16 protein-coding genes are annotated in these 20,126 nt (G+C 46.0%); 10 read left to right on the top strand and 6 right to left on the bottom strand.

Translation table 11 applies throughout. The annotated features are described in order from the left end of the window. Positions 1–246 precede the first annotated feature (246 nt). The 4 genes from QUA07_RS22835 (at position 247) to QUA07_RS22820 (ending at position 7,111) form a co-directional block, all read left to right on the top strand. Complete coding sequence (locus QUA07_RS22835; RefSeq protein ID WP_333329585.1) at positions 247–2,472, top strand: GAF domain-containing sensor histidine kinase; 2,226 nt, start codon at positions 247–249, stop codon at positions 2,470–2,472. 442 nt (positions 2,473–2,914) lie between these two features. Continuing rightward, positions 2,915–4,594 (top strand): AarF/ABC1/UbiB kinase family protein, encoded by a 1,680-nt coding sequence (locus QUA07_RS22830; protein ID WP_333329582.1) that lies wholly within the window; start codon positions 2,915–2,917, stop codon positions 4,592–4,594. A gap of 224 nt (positions 4,595–4,818) precedes the next feature. Beyond that, on the top strand, positions 4,819–5,904 hold the full coding sequence (gene galT, locus QUA07_RS22825) for a galactose-1-phosphate uridylyltransferase (RefSeq protein ID WP_333329579.1): 1,086 nt from the start codon (positions 4,819–4,821) through the stop codon (positions 5,902–5,904). 94 nt (positions 5,905–5,998) lie between these two features. After that, a complete protein-coding gene (locus QUA07_RS22820) occupies positions 5,999–7,111 on the top strand; it encodes a M24 family metallopeptidase (RefSeq protein ID WP_333329576.1) in 1,113 nt (370 codons plus the stop codon). Between the two features lie 223 nt (positions 7,112–7,334). Here QUA07_RS22820 and QUA07_RS22815 read toward each other — a convergent pair whose 3' ends face one another. The 4 genes from QUA07_RS22815 to QUA07_RS22800 all read right to left on the bottom strand — a co-directional run bounded on the left by QUA07_RS22815 (position 7,335) and on the right by QUA07_RS22800 (position 11,899). Beyond that, a complete protein-coding gene (locus QUA07_RS22815; protein WP_242725377.1) occupies positions 7,335–7,586 on the bottom strand; it encodes a TIGR02450 family Trp-rich protein in 252 nt (83 codons plus the stop codon). A gap of 760 nt (positions 7,587–8,346) precedes the next feature. Further along, positions 8,347–8,571 (bottom strand): hypothetical protein, encoded by a 225-nt coding sequence (locus tag QUA07_RS22810; protein WP_006635912.1) that lies wholly within the window; start codon positions 8,569–8,571, stop codon positions 8,347–8,349. Positions 8,572–9,136: 565 nt separating this feature from the next. Next, a complete protein-coding gene (locus QUA07_RS22805) occupies positions 9,137–9,292 on the bottom strand; it encodes a hypothetical protein (RefSeq protein ID WP_333329573.1) in 156 nt (51 codons plus the stop codon). 771 nt (positions 9,293–10,063) lie between these two features. Continuing rightward, complete coding sequence (locus QUA07_RS22800) at positions 10,064–11,899, bottom strand: caspase family protein (RefSeq protein WP_333329570.1); 1,836 nt, start codon at positions 11,897–11,899, stop codon at positions 10,064–10,066. A 281-nt stretch (positions 11,900–12,180) separates the two neighbouring features. Between QUA07_RS22800 and QUA07_RS22795 the strand changes: the two genes are divergently transcribed. From QUA07_RS22795 to QUA07_RS22775, 5 genes are all read left to right on the top strand, one after another. Next, the gene (locus tag QUA07_RS22795) at positions 12,181–12,882 is read left to right on the top strand and encodes a V4R domain-containing protein (RefSeq protein WP_333084954.1); all 702 of its coding nucleotides are present in this window, start codon (positions 12,181–12,183) and stop codon (positions 12,880–12,882) included. Between the two features lie 93 nt (positions 12,883–12,975). Continuing rightward, positions 12,976–13,242, top strand: coding sequence for a hypothetical protein (locus QUA07_RS22790; protein WP_333042386.1), 267 nt, complete (start codon positions 12,976–12,978; stop codon positions 13,240–13,242). 170 nt (positions 13,243–13,412) lie between these two features. After that, entirely contained in the window at positions 13,413–13,883 is a 471-nt protein-coding gene (locus QUA07_RS22785) for a phycobilisome protein (RefSeq protein ID WP_333211707.1), read from the top strand. A gap of 57 nt (positions 13,884–13,940) precedes the next feature. After that, positions 13,941–14,603, top strand: coding sequence for a V4R domain-containing protein (locus QUA07_RS22780; RefSeq protein ID WP_333329567.1), 663 nt, complete (start codon positions 13,941–13,943; stop codon positions 14,601–14,603). Between the two features lie 242 nt (positions 14,604–14,845). Further along, positions 14,846–16,012 carry a pentapeptide repeat-containing protein gene (locus QUA07_RS22775; RefSeq protein ID WP_333329564.1) on the top strand — a complete coding sequence of 389 codons (1,167 nt, stop codon included), beginning with the start codon at positions 14,846–14,848 and terminating at the stop codon, positions 16,010–16,012. A gap of 17 nt (positions 16,013–16,029) precedes the next feature. Here the strand turns inward: QUA07_RS22775 and QUA07_RS22770 are convergent, their stop codons facing one another. Next, entirely contained in the window at positions 16,030–16,500 is a 471-nt protein-coding gene (locus tag QUA07_RS22770) for a phycobilisome protein (RefSeq protein WP_333329561.1), read from the bottom strand. Positions 16,501–16,538: 38 nt separating this feature from the next. Beyond that, positions 16,539–17,021 carry a 2Fe-2S iron-sulfur cluster-binding protein gene (locus QUA07_RS22765; RefSeq protein WP_006635922.1) on the bottom strand — a complete coding sequence of 161 codons (483 nt, stop codon included), beginning with the start codon at positions 17,019–17,021 and terminating at the stop codon, positions 16,539–16,541. Between the two features lie 502 nt (positions 17,022–17,523). Between QUA07_RS22765 and QUA07_RS22760 the strand changes: the two genes are divergently transcribed. Further along, positions 17,524–19,461 (top strand): serine/threonine-protein kinase, encoded by a 1,938-nt coding sequence (locus tag QUA07_RS22760; RefSeq protein ID WP_333329558.1) that lies wholly within the window; start codon positions 17,524–17,526, stop codon positions 19,459–19,461. Positions 19,462–20,126: the final 665 nt, after the last annotated feature.

The raw sequence follows: 20,126 nt of genomic DNA, 5'->3' as shown, positions 1-20,126 counted from the left end.
GGAATGGGGTTGATAATCATCCGGTAAAGGATGCTAAAGTTCCTCCCGTACAGATCAAAGGGTAGAAAACAGGAAAATAGAACTCGGTCAGATCTGGGTATATTTTTACATATCGAGCGACCCGCCGACCGGCTGCACAAACACAGAAAGCAGGCTCATAACAACGGTCAAGCCGACAGTTATGGAAAGGTTCTAGATTGGCAGCGGGAGCCGGCTCAAACATCTTAGAATAAAGGCTTGGTTGCCATGATCGATCGCCAGGGAAATCAAGACTTTACTTCGATCGACCGATCGCCGTCAGAGTCTTGCACTTTGTATTTTCCGCAAATCGCAGAACCAGTATCAGTCCAAAAATTTCTGGATCGTCTTATGCAGTTCCAGGTCGATCCTGCCCTTCTTGGGCGACAAATTTGCCAAATTCTCGCCACCAGCTTTGATCGAGAACTCCTCCTGCTGCAAATAGCCAATACTTTGGGGGTTGCATGGGGGGCAGATTTCTGTTTAGTTACTGCTGTGGTTGACCAAAAAGTAGTACATCCGAATGCTTACTGGCAAAATAGCAGCGATTTCCCCTATGTTGCCGGTGTTGCCGATTCCACCGAAACACCGGAACACCCCAAAACCCCTAGATTAAAACCGCCTAGCATATCACTCGAACATCCTGTTTGGGCAAACGTCCTAGCAGACGGCGAGATAGTGGCGATATCCGACTATCTTGATATTCCGGCAGCTTCATCGCCCAATTCCCCTGTGACTGCGCTGCCTTTTCGGGCAATTCTGGCAGGGCCTGCGCGATTTGGAGGGGCTGTAAATGGGATGATGATTGTTGGTAAGTCGCAACCTCACGAGTGGTCGGTAGCCGATCGGCAGCGCCTTGAAGCAGCATCAGACGCGATCGGCAGCGCGATTTCTCACATTCAAAAAACTCAAGAAATTGCTAGCTTAAACAAACAGTTACAGCGACAAGCTAAATACAAAAATCTACTCAGGTCAGTTGCTGCCTCGATCGACACAAATTCAGAAGTCGATCGAATATTGCAGCAAGTTATTGAAAATACCGTCGATACCCTGGAAGTTGATAGAGGCCAAATCCTGCTATTGAAATATACAGATCCTCTATTTACAACTCGCTCCCCCAATCAAACTCCCAAAGCGAAAATCGAATTAGTTTGCGAATCCGTTGCAAAAAAAAATCCAAAGAAACAGCCAATAGCAAAAAGCGCTACCGGAAAAAAAAGCTCAACATCCAAAACAAAAAACAAAGATAAAACTGCTAATCCCCCATCCAAAATCCCCAACTCACAACCAAATAACTATCCCGCTTTTTGGCTGTCAGAATCTAATTTGTGCCACCAAGCATTCCACAGCGCACCCAAACCCCTCGCCCTCGCTGATGCAGGCGCATTAATCGGCAAAGAACAAGAAGCGGCCACAGAAATTTTGAAACTCCAAGACATTCGCGGCTTGCTGCTGGTTCCCCTCACGGGCCGTAGCTACCAGGAAACTGTTTTGGGTTTCTTGGTTTTGCAGCACTCGAAGCCGCGCAATTGGAACCCGGAAGAATTAGAAGTTCTCGAATCAATCAGCGCTCAAGTGAGCAAGATGATTATCCAAACTCAAACGCTTAAGGAATTGCAAACCTTAGTCTTCGACAGAACCTCTCAGTTGCAGCAAAGCCTCGACGTGCAGGGGAAACTGTACGAACAATCTGCCAATCAGCTAGAGCAAATGCGGAAATTGAAGCTGATTAAAGACGAGTTTCTCAGCACTCTGAGTCACGAGTTGCGTACCCCTTTAACAATCATGAAGCTGGCGATTCTGATGCTCAAACAAGCTGAACAGCCGTCAGCGAATCGGACTAAGTATCTCGACATTCTAGAACAGCAGTGTTCTAAGGAAACTGCTCTGGTTAACGATTTGCTGGCCCTCAAGCAGTTTGAGCCTCAGCAAGTCCCCATTTCTCTAATCAAAATCGATCTCAACCGTTTGTTTCAAGATTTAGCTGGGGATTTTGAAAAACAGTGGGCGGATAAGCAATTGACTCTTAAGGTGGATTTGCCCAAGTTGACCCCTTGCTGGGAAACTGATCTGGACATTCTAAATCGGGTACTGCTGGAACTGCTGACGAATGCTGGAAAATACTCTGCTTCTGGAACGGCGGTAGTTTTGGAGGCGTCTGAGGCAGCCGGCTATATTGTCCTGAGCATTTCTAATTTCGGGCGTGGCATTTCTGCTGCTGATTTGCCCCACATCTTTGATAAGTTCCGCCGTGGCACTGGCATTACTGACCAAGCTATCGCCGGTACGGGTTTGGGTCTGGCGCTGGTAAAGTGTTTAGTGCAGCACTTGAATGGTACTATTGATGTATCAAGCTGTCCGGTCGAAAGTTCAGAAGCTGACACTTTGTGGCGCACATCTTTTACTTTGACTCTGCCGCAATTTGCAGTGGCACTCTGTAACGTAGAAGAATAGTTCGGTTGAGAAGTTGTTGGGAATTGGCAGCGAACAGGCAAAATTAGAAGACTTGCCAGAAAAGAGAGATTTGGAAATGTCGTAAACACTACCAAGTCCTCTGTTTTGAATTGTTGATCTAGTTGCCGTCTAAATTGCCGGTTCTCGATTGCTGATTTTCCACAGGACTTATATTATGTCTGGTTATTGGCCCGTAATTAGCGCCTGTTTGTAGTGAGTACGACTGTCCTATATTTATGAATTAATCAGGACTTGTATTACTTACTAGGAACTTAATTATAATTGTATAGTCGGATATGATATTACGCAAGATAGACCAAAAAAACTGAGTTTTTTAACTGTTTCAAAAGCCTGCAACCCGTATTTTCGTACCAGCGGGTTTCTGCGTCCTGGATTGTTCCCTAAAAATTGTCATGGTGCATGGAATTTGATCGCCAATATTATGCTCACAAAAGCAGCACCTAAAACCCTGCGTTGGCAACGTTCTAAATATTCGCCACTGGCACGGCAAATAGACATTTTTGCAGCGGCGGGAAAGTTTATGTTTTTTTTGTGGTGGGACGCACTGCTGCAAAATAATTCGCCTCATACAAGAAGAATTCGCGCTCATTGGTTGGTCAATACTTTGCTGAATTTAGGCCCGACTTTTATTAAAATCGGGCAGTCTCTCTCGACTCGGGCGGATTTGTTGCCGCTCGAGTATGTGAAGGAACTCGAACAGTTGCAGGATCGGGTTCCTCAGTTTAGTTCGGAAGAGGCGATCGCTCTTGTAGAATCAGAGTTAGGCAAGGATATTTATGCTTTGTACCGCGATTTTGACCCGTCGCCCATCGCTGCTGCGAGTCTGGGACAGGTGCACAAAGCAAGGCTGCACACCGGGGAAGATGTGATTGTAAAGGTGCAGCGTCCGGGTTTGGAAAGTTTATTTGATTTGGATGTAAAGGCGGTGCGCCAAGTGATGCGTTTTTGCGATCGCTATCTGCCTGCGACGCGCAAATATGACCTAGAATCTATTTATCACGAGTTTTTTAAGATTTTATATCAAGAAATTGACTACCTGCAAGAAGGTAAAAATTCCGATCGCTTTAGCCATAATTTTCGAGAATATCCTCAGATTATTGTCCCGAAAGTCTACTGGCAATACACTACTAAAAAAGTGCTAACTCTAGAATATGCACCAGGGATTAAGGTGGACGACCGCATTAGTTTAGAGGCGATTGGAGTCGATATTGTGAAGCTCAATCAACTGGGAATTTGCTGTTATTTGAAACAGTTGTTAATTGACGGTTTTTTTCAAGCTGACCCGCATCCGGGAAATTTGGCGGTGACAGAAGATGGTAGCTTGATTTTTTACGATTTTGGGATGATGGCTGAGGTGAAGTCTCTGGCTAAAGACCAAATGGTTAAGACTTTTTTTGCTGTGATGAGAAAGGATACTGACGAGGTAATCAATACTTTAATTAAGATCGGCTTGGTTGAGCCGATGCCGGATATGATGCCGGTACGCAGGTTGATTGCTTTTCTGTTGGATAAGTTTATTGATAAGCCGATCGACTTTCAAGCTTTTAATGAAATTAAGAACGAACTTTATATCATGTTCGAGCAGCAACCGTTTCGCTTGCCTGCAGAAATGATGTTTATTATCAAGTCGGTGACGACTCTCGACGGCATTGCTAGAACTCTCGACCCTGACTATAATTTCCTAGCATCCGCTCAGCCTTTTGTCAAAAGTATTGCGGTGAGCAAGGGGCGAGGAAATGCGATCGGAGAATTGGCAAGGCAAGCGCGAAGTTTTATTACATATAAGTTACGGCAGCCCAGCAAATCGCAAATTTTTCTCAAGCGTTTGGAGCAGCGAATTGAAGAGGGCGAACTGCAAATTAGAGTCCGAAATATCGAGAGCGAAAGAGCCTTGAAACGCATTAATTTAGCCCTGAAAACTCTAATTTTCGCTTGTTTGACTGGTTTTGTGTTTTTGTCGGGTGCTGTGCTGCTAGTGGGCGGATATCAAACGGGGGCGATCGCAGCTTTTGCGGTTTCGGGATTCGGTGGCTTGTTTGTGTTGCGATCGTTGTTAGACTTGTTGGTTAAGGAAAAGCTCGATCGAATAGTCAATCAATAAATATACTGGGTAATTGAGAATTGCGATCGTAAGCTGCTACGCATTTAAATTGAATCCAGATCCTGGCTCTGGGGCCGGTTCCACAATACCACACGATCGGCAGACGTTGGTACTGCCAACTCAACTTGTTAACCTAATTTGCGACTTTAGGTAGGGGCGGATTCTCAAAGCACGAAGTTATACTCCTAACATATATTAAACGCGATCGCCCGCCCCTACAAAAAATGTACGCCCAAACATTGCTAAAACCAGACGGCCGCCCACTCACACTGTACAGCCGCTACCCAATCCCAGAAGGTATCGCGGCCGTAAGTCCCAGCAATGAACCCGTAGAGGCCAACCCCCACTTTCGCTGGCATCCTTTGCGGGGGGAATGGGTAGCATACGCCAGCCACCGTCAGGGAAGAACTTTCATGCCGCCGCCGGAATACAACCCGCTGGCAGCTACAATTAACCCTAAGTTTCCGACAGAATTGCCGCCGGGAGATTACGATGTAGCAGTGTTTGACAACCGCTTTCCCTCGATGACTTTGCAAGCCAAAAACGCACCGGCAAATATTGTAGAAACTTTGCCAGCTAAAGGCATTTGCGAAGTCGTTGTTTTTACTCAAGATCCGCTAGCTTCCCTCGGCTCTTTAGAATTATCTCACTTAGAATTGCTGTTAGAAGTATGGGCAGATCGCACTTCAGTTATCGGCAGCAATCCCGAAATTGAATACGTCTTGCCCTTTGAAAATCGCGGCGTCGAAGTCGGAGTAACTTTACACCATCCTCACGGTCAAATTTACGCTTATCCATTCGTGCCACCGGTGCCGGCACGGATGTTAGAATGTCAATCGGTTTACTATCAAAAAAACAGTAGCGGTTTGCTACAAGATTTGATTCAAAAAGAGATTTCCGACCAACAGCGCATTATTTATTTAGACGAAGAGGCGATCGCCTTTGTCCCCGCTTGTGCCCGCTACCCTTACGAAGTGTGGATTGCCCCGATCGCCCCCGCTGCTACGTTTGTCGATTTGACGGAAAAACAGCGGCAATCACTCGCTAAGGCATTAAAAACAGTCACCCTCAAATACGACGGTTTGTGGCATCGCCCCTTCCCTTATTTGATGGCTTGGTTTCAAGGGCCCACAGACGGCAAACCCCATCCAGAAGCGCATTTGCACGCCCAATTTTATCCGCCCTATCGATCGAGCGATCGCCTAAAATACCTAGCAGGAACCGAACTCGCCGCCGGAATGTTTGCCAACGACGCTTTACCCGAAGAAAAAGCTAAAGAACTGCAAGCCGTATCTGTCAATATAAGCTGAAACGCATTTAAATTTTCAAGTAAAGTTTGATTCAATTATTGTGGGGTGGGCGTCCCGCCCGCCCAAAAAATACAATTTATATGCAATAAAGCTAATGATAAACTCATTAAATCAAGAAGTCGATCTAAAAGTCGAATTCATCCGCCAAGCCTTAACCGAAACAAAAGCGATCGCCCTTCGCTTGCGAGGCACCGACTGGTTTGCCTGGGCCACAGCCGGCGGTTCCCATACAGTATTGCTAACCGCAGAAACCGGAGTTGCAGAAATATTAATTACTGCCGAAAACGCTTGGGTTCTCACCGATGAAATCGAAGCTCAACGCTTGCAGGATGAGGAACTGCCTGCCAACTTTCAAATGTACATCTATCCTTGGGCTGCTGTTGCACAGCGCGAAGCTTTTGTTAAAGAAATTACTGGTGACGGTAACGTCATGAGCGATCGACCAAATGCCCAAGAAACACCAATAATCGCATCTTTACAGTCTCGCAAACAGACAATGATGTCAAGCGAATTAGAGCGATATCGGCGAGTCGGGCGTTTAGCCAGCGAAGCGATGACAGAGGTACTTTCTGCAGCCAAACCAACATGGACAGAATATCAGCTAGCGGGAGCCGGTGCAGAGGCTTTGTGGGCGAGAGGTTTGCATCCAGCACTTACCTTAGTTGCTGGAGAAAGGCGTTTGCCACTGTACCGCCACGCCACAGCAACCGCCGAACAAATTGGACGACAAGCAATGTTAGTATTTTGCGCGAGGGGATGGGGTTTGTATGCAAATTTAACCAGATTTGTCTGTTTCGATTTTCTTGGAGAAAAGCATTCCGAGTTACACCGAAAAGTCAGAGAAATTGAAGCAGCCGCGCTAAATTTTTGCCGACCGGGAGTAACGCTGAATGCGGTTTATGATACGCTTAAAACTGCTTACGAAGAACACGGATATCCTCAAGCAATTGCGGAACATCATCAAGGCGGAACTACCGGATATTTGGCGCGGGAAATTGTGGCGAATCCGGCAACTTCAGATATTTTGGCAGAAAATATGGCTGTGGCTTGGAATCCGAGTTTGTCGGGAGCAAAAATTGAGGATACATTTGTAATTCACAGCGATGGAACGTTGGAAAATTTGACTTTCGATCCGAATTGGCCGAGTGTAGAAGTCGCCGGAAGGTTGCGCCCTGTGCCGCTGGAAATATGGGACGATCGACCTTAGTCAATTTAACTTATCGCCTTAGTAGAGAAAAAAGTACACTACCCTACAAAACGCATTCAACCGACTTACTTAAGCAAAAACGCTGCCACATAAGGGTTTCCGAACTTGTAGTCATGTACAAGATTTTTCAAAACCTGCAAAGTTTCACTCCGTATTGGTTTGGATCGGAACGATAGCAGGAGGCGGCGGAAGTTCCCCTCACTCTACCCCACAACCCTGTCTTTTAGTCGGCAGTTTCTAGTTCCTCTAATTCTTGCGTAGACTGCCATCCAGCTTGCCAGAGGGATCTGTCTTTGAGCTGTGCGGCGTTCAGCCAAAAACGGACATTTGGATCGCAAGCCGCCACCATTTCTGCAAATACCCATTTACCTTCGTTTTTTCGGTTGACGACTTGAAAGTGTCGCCACCCCCAAGTTTTTTGGTGTGAAGTCCATCGGGAACCAACTAAATAAGGAAATTTTTGTTTTTTGCTCACAGTATTTTTGTGGAAAAATATATTAGAAAGCAAGTGAATTGTAATATAGCCATCCTAAATCCTTTATGTAATTCTTGTAGGGGCAAACCCCTCCGTGGTTGCCCCCATGAGGCCGGGGTAGGCAAAGAAAGGCACTATCCCTACATCTTTGTAGGACTCCTGCAAGGATTGCTATAACTCGTTCTGTTTGATGATATTAATTCCCTATTAAAGCTCGTCAACTCCTCTCCCCCTCTCCCCTTCTCTCGAACATACCAAATAATATAGATCCGCAGCAGCTTACATGAGAGTTCGCCTAAACTCTATCTGCAAGTAGATGTTTTTATTGTAACTTGCAGCAGTTTCGCATCGGGGTTCAAAAGTAAGGGCAGTTCAATGACTGCCCCTGTAATTAGTTATACCTATTGAATAGGATAATTTTTCAGGCGATCCACAAATAGCAAATTTATCCAGTACGAGCTAAATCGTGAATCTCAAATCTAAAAGCAAATAACCCAGGTTATAGTTGTGCAGAATAATCCTTTCTGTGAAACTTACTCAAATCTACTTTTAGAGCAGGTTTGACGTTCACTTCCTGTTTCTAGCAAGGCGGTCGGCCGCTTCTTTTCCACAGGCGTGTTTTCGAGCCCAACTTTCCCTACAAACATTTTTTCAATCTTAATCGTGTTTCATTGATCCTGTACAGCTCAATAAAAACGCACTTTTAGGTAAGATTGACTAATTTCTTTGATTCTGTCGCTACCTCTTGATGACTTCCCTGTTAAGGCTTTTGGCCTGATAAGTCCAGAGGAAGTTGGGGAAGCCGGAGGCGAACCGCATTTGTTTGCAGCCAGAGAGTGATAGCGTGCTTCCGTTGCGGCGTCACGTACTCTCCCGGTCGGATCACGCCAGCACAGACGCCGATGTTTTTAATAAGGGTTTCTCGCTCCGATGAACTTGCACCCTGTAGCAACCTGACTTGGGCTTTGATAAAATCCACGTTCATAGCTGAAAGTAAAAGTAAGTAAAGAACTCAGTTAAATAGCGATGCTTTGATTCCGATTGTAACTCTAAAACCAGTTGGTATGAATCAAATTGATTCAACATCCCCATCCTGGGGATCGCGGGGTCTAGAGCTAGCCAACTTTATTTACTTTATCTGTTTTTGCTAGCAAAAGTGTCACTATGCTAGCAGTTTTGGCAGAATTATTTATAGTTAAGAACTGTTACAAATTTGGCTCGATTTCCACAATACGGCAGAGTTTAGTGCTAACGCTACTTTCCTGAACTCAAAAAGTTCAGCATTGTCTCCAACTCCTTGCCTTCCTAGGTTTTAGACTCCCCGATTGGGAAGCGATCGCTCCGGGAACATTCCTCTTCGAGCGCCCCTCTTAACACCCCCACACTGCCACATCACCCTATTGATTTAGATCATCCCGTAGACTTGGCTGTGGACTATAACTTCAGGCATACGTGTTGTTACCGCGGCTACAATAAGCGAGCAAGTTTTTATTCTTGTTTCTCAAGAAAATATTTTTTGGATTTTCGTGCAAAGCCCTTATTTGTGTTAATTAAGGCAGCTTTATCATCTCCGGGCTAACGAAGACTCGCAGCTTGCGAATCCAGATAATTTGTACTCTGTGGCGGTGAATCTGTTTCCTGAATTCATTGGGGGCGATCGCTCCTCCGCCAGAATTGCCAGTAACGGCTCCTTTTGTATATTTCATAACAGATATGTCACTGTTCATAATTTAAAAACAGTACAAGTTTAAACAGTCTTCCATCCGTCGATCGCTCCTAATAGCCCACGAAGAGGGATAAAAATTTTTAACTCTGCATACCCAATTGTTTAAAGCGATTTTGCCTTAGCCACTTGCCTGAGATAGCAATTCGATATAGTTAAATTTGATGATAATTTAAGTTAAAATAAACTATAAACTTAGGTAACAAACATACCGAATAGAATTCAAAAATTAACTGTTTTAGTTAATTTTAACTTAACTTATTTAGGCTTTATTCATGATTCTTAGTAAACATTTTAACACCAATGCTTATTGTTAATGACAACTCATTTGTGACGGTGCAGGTGCAGATTTAGGGAACTTTGGACGTGAATTTAAAATATTAATTAACCTGGTTGCACAATTTGAGACCTTGTGGGGACTAGGGTTAGGCGTCTCGCCTGCTCTGAAAATACACGCCTTCGGGATCATGGGTTGATCGCAAAAAAACTTAAAATCATCACGCTATTATGCAACCCCCCATTAACAGCTCATACAATATCTTTTGCTCTACAAAAACTAACCTACCAGGCAGCATATAAAATCCCCTCGCGCAGAAGCTGCGGAGGGGAAATGGTGAATAAAATTATTGGTTTTAAATTATCGATGTGTAGATCTCTTTTGGCAGTATCAAAAGGTATCGAGCGATCGAGCGACCTACTTCGGCCAGTCGCTAAAATAATTTCCCGGTGGGAAACCGAGAAATTATCAACTAAATCAACCTTTTTTCTGCTGGCGTTGGAGCTTAGTTTTCCAATTGGCGATCTCCTTCTGAGCCGGCTGATAACTCTTAGTACCCGACGGCACCAGCGAAGCAGCTTCAACTGCCTCTTTCAGCTTTCCTTGAGAGCCGCGCAACTGAGCAATTTTGAGAATACTTTCGCTCCACTCTCCAATTAACTGTTGAGCTTCTGCATACTTCGGCTGACCGGGTTCAATTTTATTAGCTTGCTGGATGCCTTTACTGTAAGAAGAGGCAACCCCCCGCTTAATTTGACGCTTAGCAGCCGATAGCAAAGCAATATTTACATCCTGGTCTTTGGATAGCTCCTCCCACTGAGCGATCGCCTGTTTCGACTGATTGTAAACAGGCTGATTGACATCCGGCATCAATTTAGCCGCGCCGATCGCCCCCTGGAAATCGCCCCGAGCAGCCCGCCCGTTAGCTATATCCAAAATCGTTAAACTCCAGCGCTCAATATCCCGCTGAGCCTGCGGGTAGAGCGGATCGCTAGCCGGAATCGTTCGAGCCTTAACCACCGCTCTATTAAAACTAGAAGCCGAACCATCTTTGAGGAAAGTTTTCGCCTCAGCCCACACCTGCTGGCTGGATGGTGGCTGCTTGGTTCCAGTCCCCGCTTGCAGCGCCCGCGGTTGGTTCTGCGATCCCCCAGTACCAGTAAATTTTTGAGATCCAGAGTTTTCGGCATTTTTAGCAGGCGATCGAGGATCTCCTTCCTGCTGACCAACAAAAATTGATTTGTTCGTCACAAAAACACCCAACAGCAGCACCAAAGCCGTAGCTGAACTCCATAAAACTAGCTGCTGCAAAAATGACTTATCCGACCCCCCGTTATGCTCATCCTCCGGCTTTTGCAAGTTCGGTCGATCGCCCCCCCCATCAGCCGGACCCACAGCATTTGGTGGCGACACAGGTGGCATCTCAACCGACGAATCCTGAGCGTTACGAACTGCCGGAGGCACATCCATTCGAGCCGTAGCCATCGCCATTTGCGGGCGATCGAACCCATCAGCCGTACCAACCGCCATATTGCCGTTGCGTCCTGCCAACGCAGCAGTTGGTACCCCTGAAGCATCGGGCAAAATCACCAAATTAGCCTTTCCTGGAGGATTCACCACCATCAAAGGTTCTTGTTTCGGACGCAAATGGTGGTCACACAGCTCCGGCAGTCGATCGCTCAAAAAACGGTCTAAACCCTTAATAGTCATGCACTGTCCCGAGCGTAGCCCCTCCAAAAGCGCCGTCGTAAAAAACCCCTGACGCAAAGCCGAAGTTTCCCGCGAAACTTGATTAGGGCGGCAAGAAAGCACCGTCGGGATTTCCAGTTCCCGCGCCAGCTCGACCGTTTGAGAGCCGATCGTTTCCCCCGCTTTCACAATCTGGCTGCGGTTCATATCAACCAGCACCAACACCGTTTCCGTAGGAGCGTTTTTCAGAGTATTCAACAGCAACTCTACCGGAATCCCTGTACCCTGAATGTCAGCCGGATTGCCGTCAACCGGCATCAAATAATCCTTACCTTCATAGCTGACACCGTAGCCGCTAAAAAAACACCAGAGTAAATCTCCCTGTTGCACATGTTCCGCGCACAGGCTTTGGGTCAATCTCAGAATATTTTCCCGATTTGGATAGGTAGATTGACCCCACAGCGACGGCGAGCTATCGGTCATCAGCAGACATCCATCCGGTGCAAAACCCGCCTCCTCAGTCAAAAAACCGTACAGCGCCTCTGCATCCTCTTGGGCATAACTCAAAGGCTGGAGTAACTGATATTGATTGATGCCTATTGCAATACAAGCGTGATTTTTCATCCCCATATGCCCTATATATATAGTGGACAGCTTGCACAAAACGATAACACATACCCGTTTAAGGTTATACCCACTTTCGTCAGCACTCAGAGAGCAGTTGACCGCAGGCAGAACTCCCAACAAGCCCCCCAATTTAGCATCCTAGAATTTTTAATTTTTATATTGCAGTAAAAAATTATATCCTCTGCCTGCCTTTAGAAAAATAAAGTTAAATTGGATACACAGGCCCTTCTATTTGACTCTAATTTCACCAAACTACACCAAAAAGGAATAACCCGCCAATGGTCTCTACCGCCAAAAAAGAAATCTCCCCCCACAGCGAATCGTTACTGAAGCAAAATCATCCTAAAACTCACAGCCACTATAGGTTTCAGGATTTTTTTGCCTTCGATCGCCAGATGGGTACAATTGACGACTGGAATGAGTCACGCAACATTTTTACCAGCGAAGACTTCATTATCGGTTTGGTGGAGGGGCTCGAAGAAGAAGTCGGCCCCGCGTCCTCTGTCATCATGTATACTATTGGTTGCCAGTGGGGACTCCAAGATTCCGAATTTTTTCAAAAATGGTTTAGTGCCGAATACAGCCAGAACATTCGCCAGTCAAATCTCATGTTTCTGCTAGAAACTTGGTGGTGGCCTTTCACGGCTCAAGGTTGGGGTCGCTGGGAAGTAGACATGAGCGATCGCAAACACGGCTGCATCTTCATCAACCTCTTTGACTCAGCAGTTGCTCGCACTTTGGGCGACGTAGGCAAACCGGTTTGTCACCTATACGCCGGTTTGTTCGCCGGTTTCTTCGGCTCTTTAGTCAAAAAGCCTCTGAGCTGCATAGAACTCCAATGTTACTCAATGGGAGAAACCTATTGCAAGTTCCTGCTTGGCAACCCAGATAAAATTGATGCAGCAGCATTCTGGCTCAACGAAGGTGCGAACGCCCGCGATATTCAAAATCGACTGCAACACGGTGAAATATTGCGGTAAACAACCTGGAAAGGCACATCCCCTGCCCTGCCTTTCCTCCCACCAATTTCGCGATGAAAGTGCGATGGTGGATTTCTCCAGGCAGGAAGAAAGATGAAAAGTCAAACTTCATGGTTGGACCAATCTGTCCAAGAATTCTTTGGTCACTATAATTGGCTGGGAAAATCTTTAGAAACCCCAAATGGCTCGACTCCCGGTCAACTTCTGAGTTTAACCCAGCCAGTAGCAGACTTTTTTCAAGCTATTTCTTGGGAAGGAATTCCGGAAGTAGGTGCCCTACCCCTACCGCCACCCTTGCCAGTAATTTCTATTTCTGAACAAGCAGAAGTCACCATTGATGACCTATTTGACCTGTTTTAATCTGTGTGCCAAATGGAAAATAAAAAATAGGGCAATCCCTCATCCATCTTCCCTCACCCATCTTTCCTCATCCCTCAAAATCCATTAGTTAAACCCGTTAAATCCCGTACATAGCTCGTTGCCGAACTTCCTTCCTTTTATCAATTACCGATTACCACTTAATTAAAATCATGCACCCTGAGATTGAGGCGCTGCTGGATCAGGCAGAAAACCGCTTTTTAAAAGGCGAAGAACTCATGGCTTTTAAGCGTCAAGCTGTAACCCTTGTCCAGCGCTTAAAAATTTACGAATTTTTGCGAGAGAAGGAAGCAAGCATCTTCCAACCAGTAGCCAACAAACTACAAGAAACATTCCCCGACGAAAAACAAGAAACCTTAGAACGATCGCTCAAACATTGGGTGTTAGTCTTGCGGTACTGCGCTATGGCTATGCTGCTAAACGATCAAAATTTTCTCGAACAGCGCCTTGTAGACTGGCTTTCCGGCATAGTCGCAGCCCACCAAACTCAAAAAATCGAAGCAACTGTTTGCAATCTGCTGCAAACTCGTTTAAAAGAATTGCTTTCCGAGCAAGCCCGGGCTATATTGCAACCATTTTTTGACCAAGCACAGTCAATTATTATTGACCAAGGTAATAAATAATCAGCTTTCTTCCCAATTTCCAATTTCCAATTCCCGATTCCCAATTCCCAATTCCCGATGATTAATATTGCCGACTTACTCAAACAGCCCCGACTACCGGGAAACTACTTTGCCAGCGATGCCTACGTCCGAGGCGACCTCGAACTCGGTCTCCTCGAAAACCGCCGGGGCGATCGGCTCTTAGCACTCCCAGAAACACTGATTCAAGCTATTTATATTGGCTTAGAAAAAGAAACAGGTCAAGCCTCCCGCCTCGTGCTTTTCAACTGCGGTCGCTGGTGGGGTAAAAACTTCTACGTGCGTTTTTGCGAAGAAGTCAGCGAATACTACGGTCAGCCAGTTTCTGAAATGGAAATGGTAGAATTTCTTCAGTCCTTGCAGCAGTGTTGGAAAACTCATGGATGGGGAACATTTGATCTAGATCCCAGCTATTCCGAACAGGGATTTTTAATAGTAAAAATTGCCAACTCTCTTTTTGCTAAAACAGCCCCCAAGTCTAAGCGACCAGCCTGTTTTTTAGAAGCAGGTATTTTAAGTTCTTTCTTTAGTCAGCTTACGGGTCGAGAACTTCACTGCCTGCAAACATCCTGCGAATCATTGGGCTCGGACTGCAACCGCTTTATTTTAGGGCTGCGCGAGCGCCTCCAACCAGCAGATTCTATGGTCGAAGAAGGAAAAGACCATGAAGCTATTCTCAGTCAACTTTTTCAAAAAAACTGACTTATTTGACAGCTATTAGTTTGTTGCTAATAGCTGTCAAATCGATTTTTGGGCAGCCATATTATCGACCGTATCATCAAAACTGTGAGTTAAATTATAAAAAAGCTCGTGAGTTAAAAAATAAGGTTTTAGCAATTCAAATAAAACCTGATGATAACTAGCAGCTAGAAACTTCATAACTTACTCTAGAAACTCATAAAATTTAAAAGCCATCAAAACCTCAAACATTTTGCTAGAACTTAATGGACGCCAATGAACTTCTAACTCGATATGCAGCCGGCGAAAGAGATTTTAGACTGGCAAATCTGCGCGGCATTGTGTTGAGTCCGATCGATTTATACCGTTCCAGCGATGCCCCAACTCTAATTTTGGCAAACCTCAACCAACACCAGCAACGACCCTACTTAATCGGCGCTAACCTCAGCGGGGCCGACCTCACCAAAGCCCATCTGAGCCGAGCCAATCTCAGCAAAGCTGACCTCAGCGGAGCCAATCTCACCGGCGCCAACCTCATGGCAGCCAGTCTGAGCGGAGCTAATCTCATCGGTGCTAATCTCACCGGCGCCAACCTAGCCGGCTCTCATCTGAATTGGGCAAACCTGACCGGAGCAAATCTTCCCAATGCTAATCTCATAGGTGCAGATATGAGCGCCGCTAACCTCACCAAAGCCGTTCTCACCGAGGCCAATCTCAGTAAAGCCTATCTGATTAAAGCCAATCTCAACGGAGCCAACTTCAAAGATGCTTACTTAAGTCTAGCGAGTTTGAAAGAGGCAGACTTGACCGAAGCACAGCTCACCGGAGCCGAATTATCCAAAGCCAACCTAGCCGGAGCCAACTTAACCCGTGCTAACCTCAGCAAAGCCAACCTGTTGAAAGCAAATCTTAGGCGAACTAACCTCACTCAAGCCTATTTAAACGGCGCGTGCTTGATCGGATCAGACCTTAGCGAAGCTTGCTTGGATAGAGCCAATTTGTGCAAAGCAGACCTCAGCAAAACCTACCTGAGAAACATTACTTTGAATGGCAGCCACTTAAGCGGTATTAACCTCAGCGGGGCCGACCTCAGCGGTGTAGACTTGAGTCGCAAACTTTTAACTGGAATTAATATGGCAGAGGCATTGTTGAACGAAGCCAACTTGAGCGGTGCTTATCTAATGGAAGCTAACTTAAGCGGGGCAAACCTCAGCAAAGCCAACTTGAGTCTAGCCTACCTGATCAATGCCGACCTGTCTAATTCTTGCCTGCATGAAATTAACTTGACCAAAGCTAACCTGAGTAAAGCCAACTTGCAGAAAGCTGACTTGACAGGAGCCAACCTCCGGGGAGCGATTCTCACTGAGGCGGATTTGACGGGAGCGAAGTTGATTGGAGCCACTCTTCCTAACGGCACAGTTTATTGGCGTTAACTGGTCAACCCCCTTGATTATTTGCCCAGCAATGTGCGGTTAATGTCCAGAATCGGAAAAAATAGGTTCCTTTCTTCCACCGTGAGATATTGTTTAAGGACTTTTTTCATCACATCATAGGTCACGGTTGCACTATTTCTAACTTGAACAGCGCCTAAAATAGTTTGCAACCAAAGTAGTAGCCGATCGCGCAACCGTTCAGTATCATTAATCAACAGTGCTGCAGCCGAATGCCTCAACACCCGCACAATATCTCCACGGCACTTTTCAGTCATATCGTTAGCCCCCCGGCGAAATAAATTAGGGTCTAGAGACAGCATTTGTGCTTCCACTTGCCGCATAATTTCTGTTTCAGAGGCTTGAATTTTTTTATAAGCACTCATCCGGTGATTCAAAGACTGAAAGTAGTCTTTCAAAAATTGGAGTTCTTCTGCACTGGCGTAGCGTCCATCTGTTTCCGTGCTCAAACGCGCAAGTTGGCTCAACATAGATTTTTCTCTACTACTAAAATACAAACATATCAGTTTTAAGCTTCTTTAGTCCGAACTAAATACTGTCCTACTTGAAAGCGGGTTTCATTAAGCTGTGTAACGATAGAACGAGTAATTAACTTTCCCGATTCTACAACTACTTGACCCGTAATTGGGTGTAATAAATCTTGCTGGGCCCGGCGACCGATCAAAGCTTCGACATTTTCAATCGCATTAATGTACATCCCCGCAGGCAACTGTACAACCACACCCTCACCCATAATTTGAGCCTGACAAGCAAGTCGCGAATTGGCTTTAGCCGTAGTAATGACTTCCAACGTTCTTCTCTCGCGGCGGTTCATGTCCGACAAGCCTTCCATGCCTTCTTTAATGTAAACATGGCAGGTAGCGCACATTCCCCGCCCCCCGCATTCCTTGAGAACGTCTAAGTCTTTGGAAAGTAAGGCAGACAGGATATTTGATCGGGTTTCGACTGCTATTTCCTCCGCAATGGGATCTAGTTTAATAATTTTAACCATATTGATGTTTACTCCTGTCAACTTCAGTATTTAGCAAGTTACGATCAACTTATTCAAAGCGCAAAAAAATTTGGCTAACACTCAAAAAGGTTAAGATGCCTTGACGAAAGCATCGGCTTCTGGCTCTCTAACCCCTATGGCATAACCGCACTTCTGTTTTGGTCATATCGCTGTTCCCTCGCCCCGATTCCCCAGCTTAGCCTTGAAAAGCTAAAACCTTAGATACTTTCTGGATGGCATTGAAAAAACTGTAATAGTCGCGATCGACTAAAATAGCAGCCACAGGTAGTTCCCGATCAGATACCGGCATCCGGCAAGATTGATAGTGATTCCGAAGCTCAAGGATTTTAGTAGGTGCGAGTGTGCGATCGCTCTCAAGGAGGCTGAGAATGAACCTGAGATAACATAGGCTGTACCTGGCGAGCGATTCAAAAATTTGAATTTTTGTCAGAATTATTTACATATTTTAATACTAGCTCAAGCTTTTTCTATAATTAGACCGATGCAACATTCTAAGTACCGCATTTTAGGGCTAGTCGGACAAGGACAATTTGGTCGAGTCTTTTGTGCCAGCGTTCGAGAAGCTCCCGCCCAGGACTCCCGCCTCACCAGCCAACTGGTTGCTCTGAAAGAACTTAGTCATCAAAAAGCCCCAACTAGCGAATTCTTGCGAGAGCTGTGGTTTCTGATCACATTGCAGCACCCCAACATTGTTACCTGCCGAGCTCTAGAACACACAGCTACAGGCAGGTACTTGGTTATGGACTACTGCGAGGGAGGAACCCTCCGCAACCTACTCAAACAAGACCGCCCCTTGCGTCTGCTCGAAGGTTTACAGCTAGTCATGGAAGTTTTAGCCGGCTTAGACTACGCCCACCGCCGAGGCGTAGTTCACTGCGACATCAAACCCGAAAATATCCTCCTAACTTTAGGAGCAAAAGGTTGGTCGCCCCGGCTTTCTGACTTTGGCATCGCGCGTCGGCTGCCAGAAATTGGTACCACTCGCCTCCACCAAGAACTTTCTCCCGACGCTACCGTAGGTTCCCCCGCTTACATGGCCCCTGAGCGGTTTTACGGTCTTTTTTCCCCGATGTCAGATATATATGCAGTAGGCATTCTGCTGTTTGAATTGCTAATGGGCTACCGCCCTTTCGGGGGAACCCCCGGAGACTTGAGGTGGGCACACCTGAATCAACGCTTGCAATTTCCCGACGCCATCCCCGAACCTTTGCAAGCAATAGTCAAAAAATCTTTAGAAAAGCTGCCAGCCCGCCGTTTTGCCAGTGCTTCCCAAATGGCTCAAGCTCTGCGGCTGATCATGTACGACCCCGCTGTCAGGCAATTGGGCGACTGCATTATTCCTTGGGAAAGCCCCACAACCAGTATTGATAAAAGTCTGAAATCGGAAACTGACTCTTTGCTGGAAGTTGAAGAGGAAGAAGCATCACAGTCGGCTATTAATTTACTTGGGACTGTGCGCTATTCGCTTTCGCAGCCAAAGCCACTGATACTTCCTGCACCGTTGACCGCTTTAATTGCCACTGAAACGTATCTATATGCTGCTGTAGGTACAGAGGTCAAGGTTTGGTCTCAGCCGGGAAAACAGCTAGTTACAGGAGAAATGTCTACTTCTATTTCATTAATGGCGGAAATTGTGCGGGGCATTTTACCTGTTTCTCACGGCTGCTGCGTTCTCACTCCGCAAAAACTTTACTGGCTCAATGAGCGCTCTTGGGAGCCTCAATGTTTGCTGGATATGGGTTTGAGGCAAGGTCCAGATGCTTTTAAAGCTGCTGTAGACTCTCACGGCAACTGGTTGACAGTAGCGGTTCCCGGCGAACTGCGTTTTTATTCTTTAGCTGGAAACAGCACTGCGGGCGATCCGAAAAAAGCGCTGAAGCTGATCGCTACTGTGCCGTTACCAGAACACTATTTACCAGAATTAATGTTTTTGGATCGGCGACACGTCTTAGCAGTTTGGCCGGACAACGAACCAAAAAATCCCCAAACTATTTTTAGAGTTTACACTCGTCGTGGCACGCCTGTGGGTTCTGTGCGGTTGTCTGCCAGTGTCAGACAGATGCTGTTGACACCTGAGCCTTATACTTTGCTGGGAATTCCTCAAGGTGGTAAAGCGGCGGTGCTGTTGATGAAATTGTGGCCACTCAAGGTAGCGCGAATTCCTCTTGAAACTTTGCCTGTGTCTGCTTGTGTGGCTAATTGGGGATGGGTGTTGGCAGATGTTGGAGGGCAGATAGAGGTGGTAAACAGTCAAGGGATTCAAGTAGGGAGTTTTAGCAGCCCCGCCTCGCCCCGGGCGATAGCTCCCTGGGGGAATAGAGGTTTGGTGATTGCTGTCAATACTGAGGAAGAGAGTCACTTGCACTTTTTAGATGTAGATGTTGAGGATACCAACTCGCCCTCGATCATCAAAGGCTGATAACTGGCGTAACTGAAGGAGTTTGGGGGTGTAATTCAGAAGAGTGTATTTGCGGGCGATCGATTCCTGGGAGTTTGATCTGGGTTAGAGTACCGTGTCGTGTCAGCTTCTGGATTTTGAATCAGAGGAATTGTTAAGGGCGATCGGCTCAATCTGAGACCCAAACGTCCCTCAGTAAAGTCCAAGAAATGCAGACACCACTTACATATATATGACTCATGCACCAGCCTGCTTCTGTCATCCTAAGCCCATGATGCAGCCTCACAGCTTACACTCTAACTTTGCCTTAGCTCTAGTCCCAGTAAGCCCCATCATCATATTGAACCACTGAGTTCTTCTACCGATTCGCGGGAGAGAGTCTGCCCCAAAGCCGTAATTTTGGTCTAAAAAAAGACCCCATAGTTAAAAGAGGAGTCAGCCAGGGGATACCGGAGCGGTGAAGGACAGCTCAAACCTTTACTGTGTATAGGTTCCCCAAAAACTCAAAAATATTTTCACAAAACGCTTGACAACACCTTGCGGAATAAGTATATTAATAAAGCGCCAGAAGGGAAGCGGTTCACTGAACCACGAACTAAAGGTAGAAAACTGAACCTAGAAAAAAGAATAGTTTGAAAGCTTAAAGCACTATTAACCTCGTCAAAAAAATCAAGATAGAGAGTAAA

This window comes from Microcoleus sp. T3_A4, from assembly GCF_036700465.1.
GTDB lineage: Bacteria > Cyanobacteriota > Cyanobacteriia > Cyanobacteriales > Microcoleaceae > Microcoleus.
The sequence above is the reverse complement of the archived record's forward strand: the minus strand, read 5'-3'. Positions and strand labels throughout refer to the sequence as shown.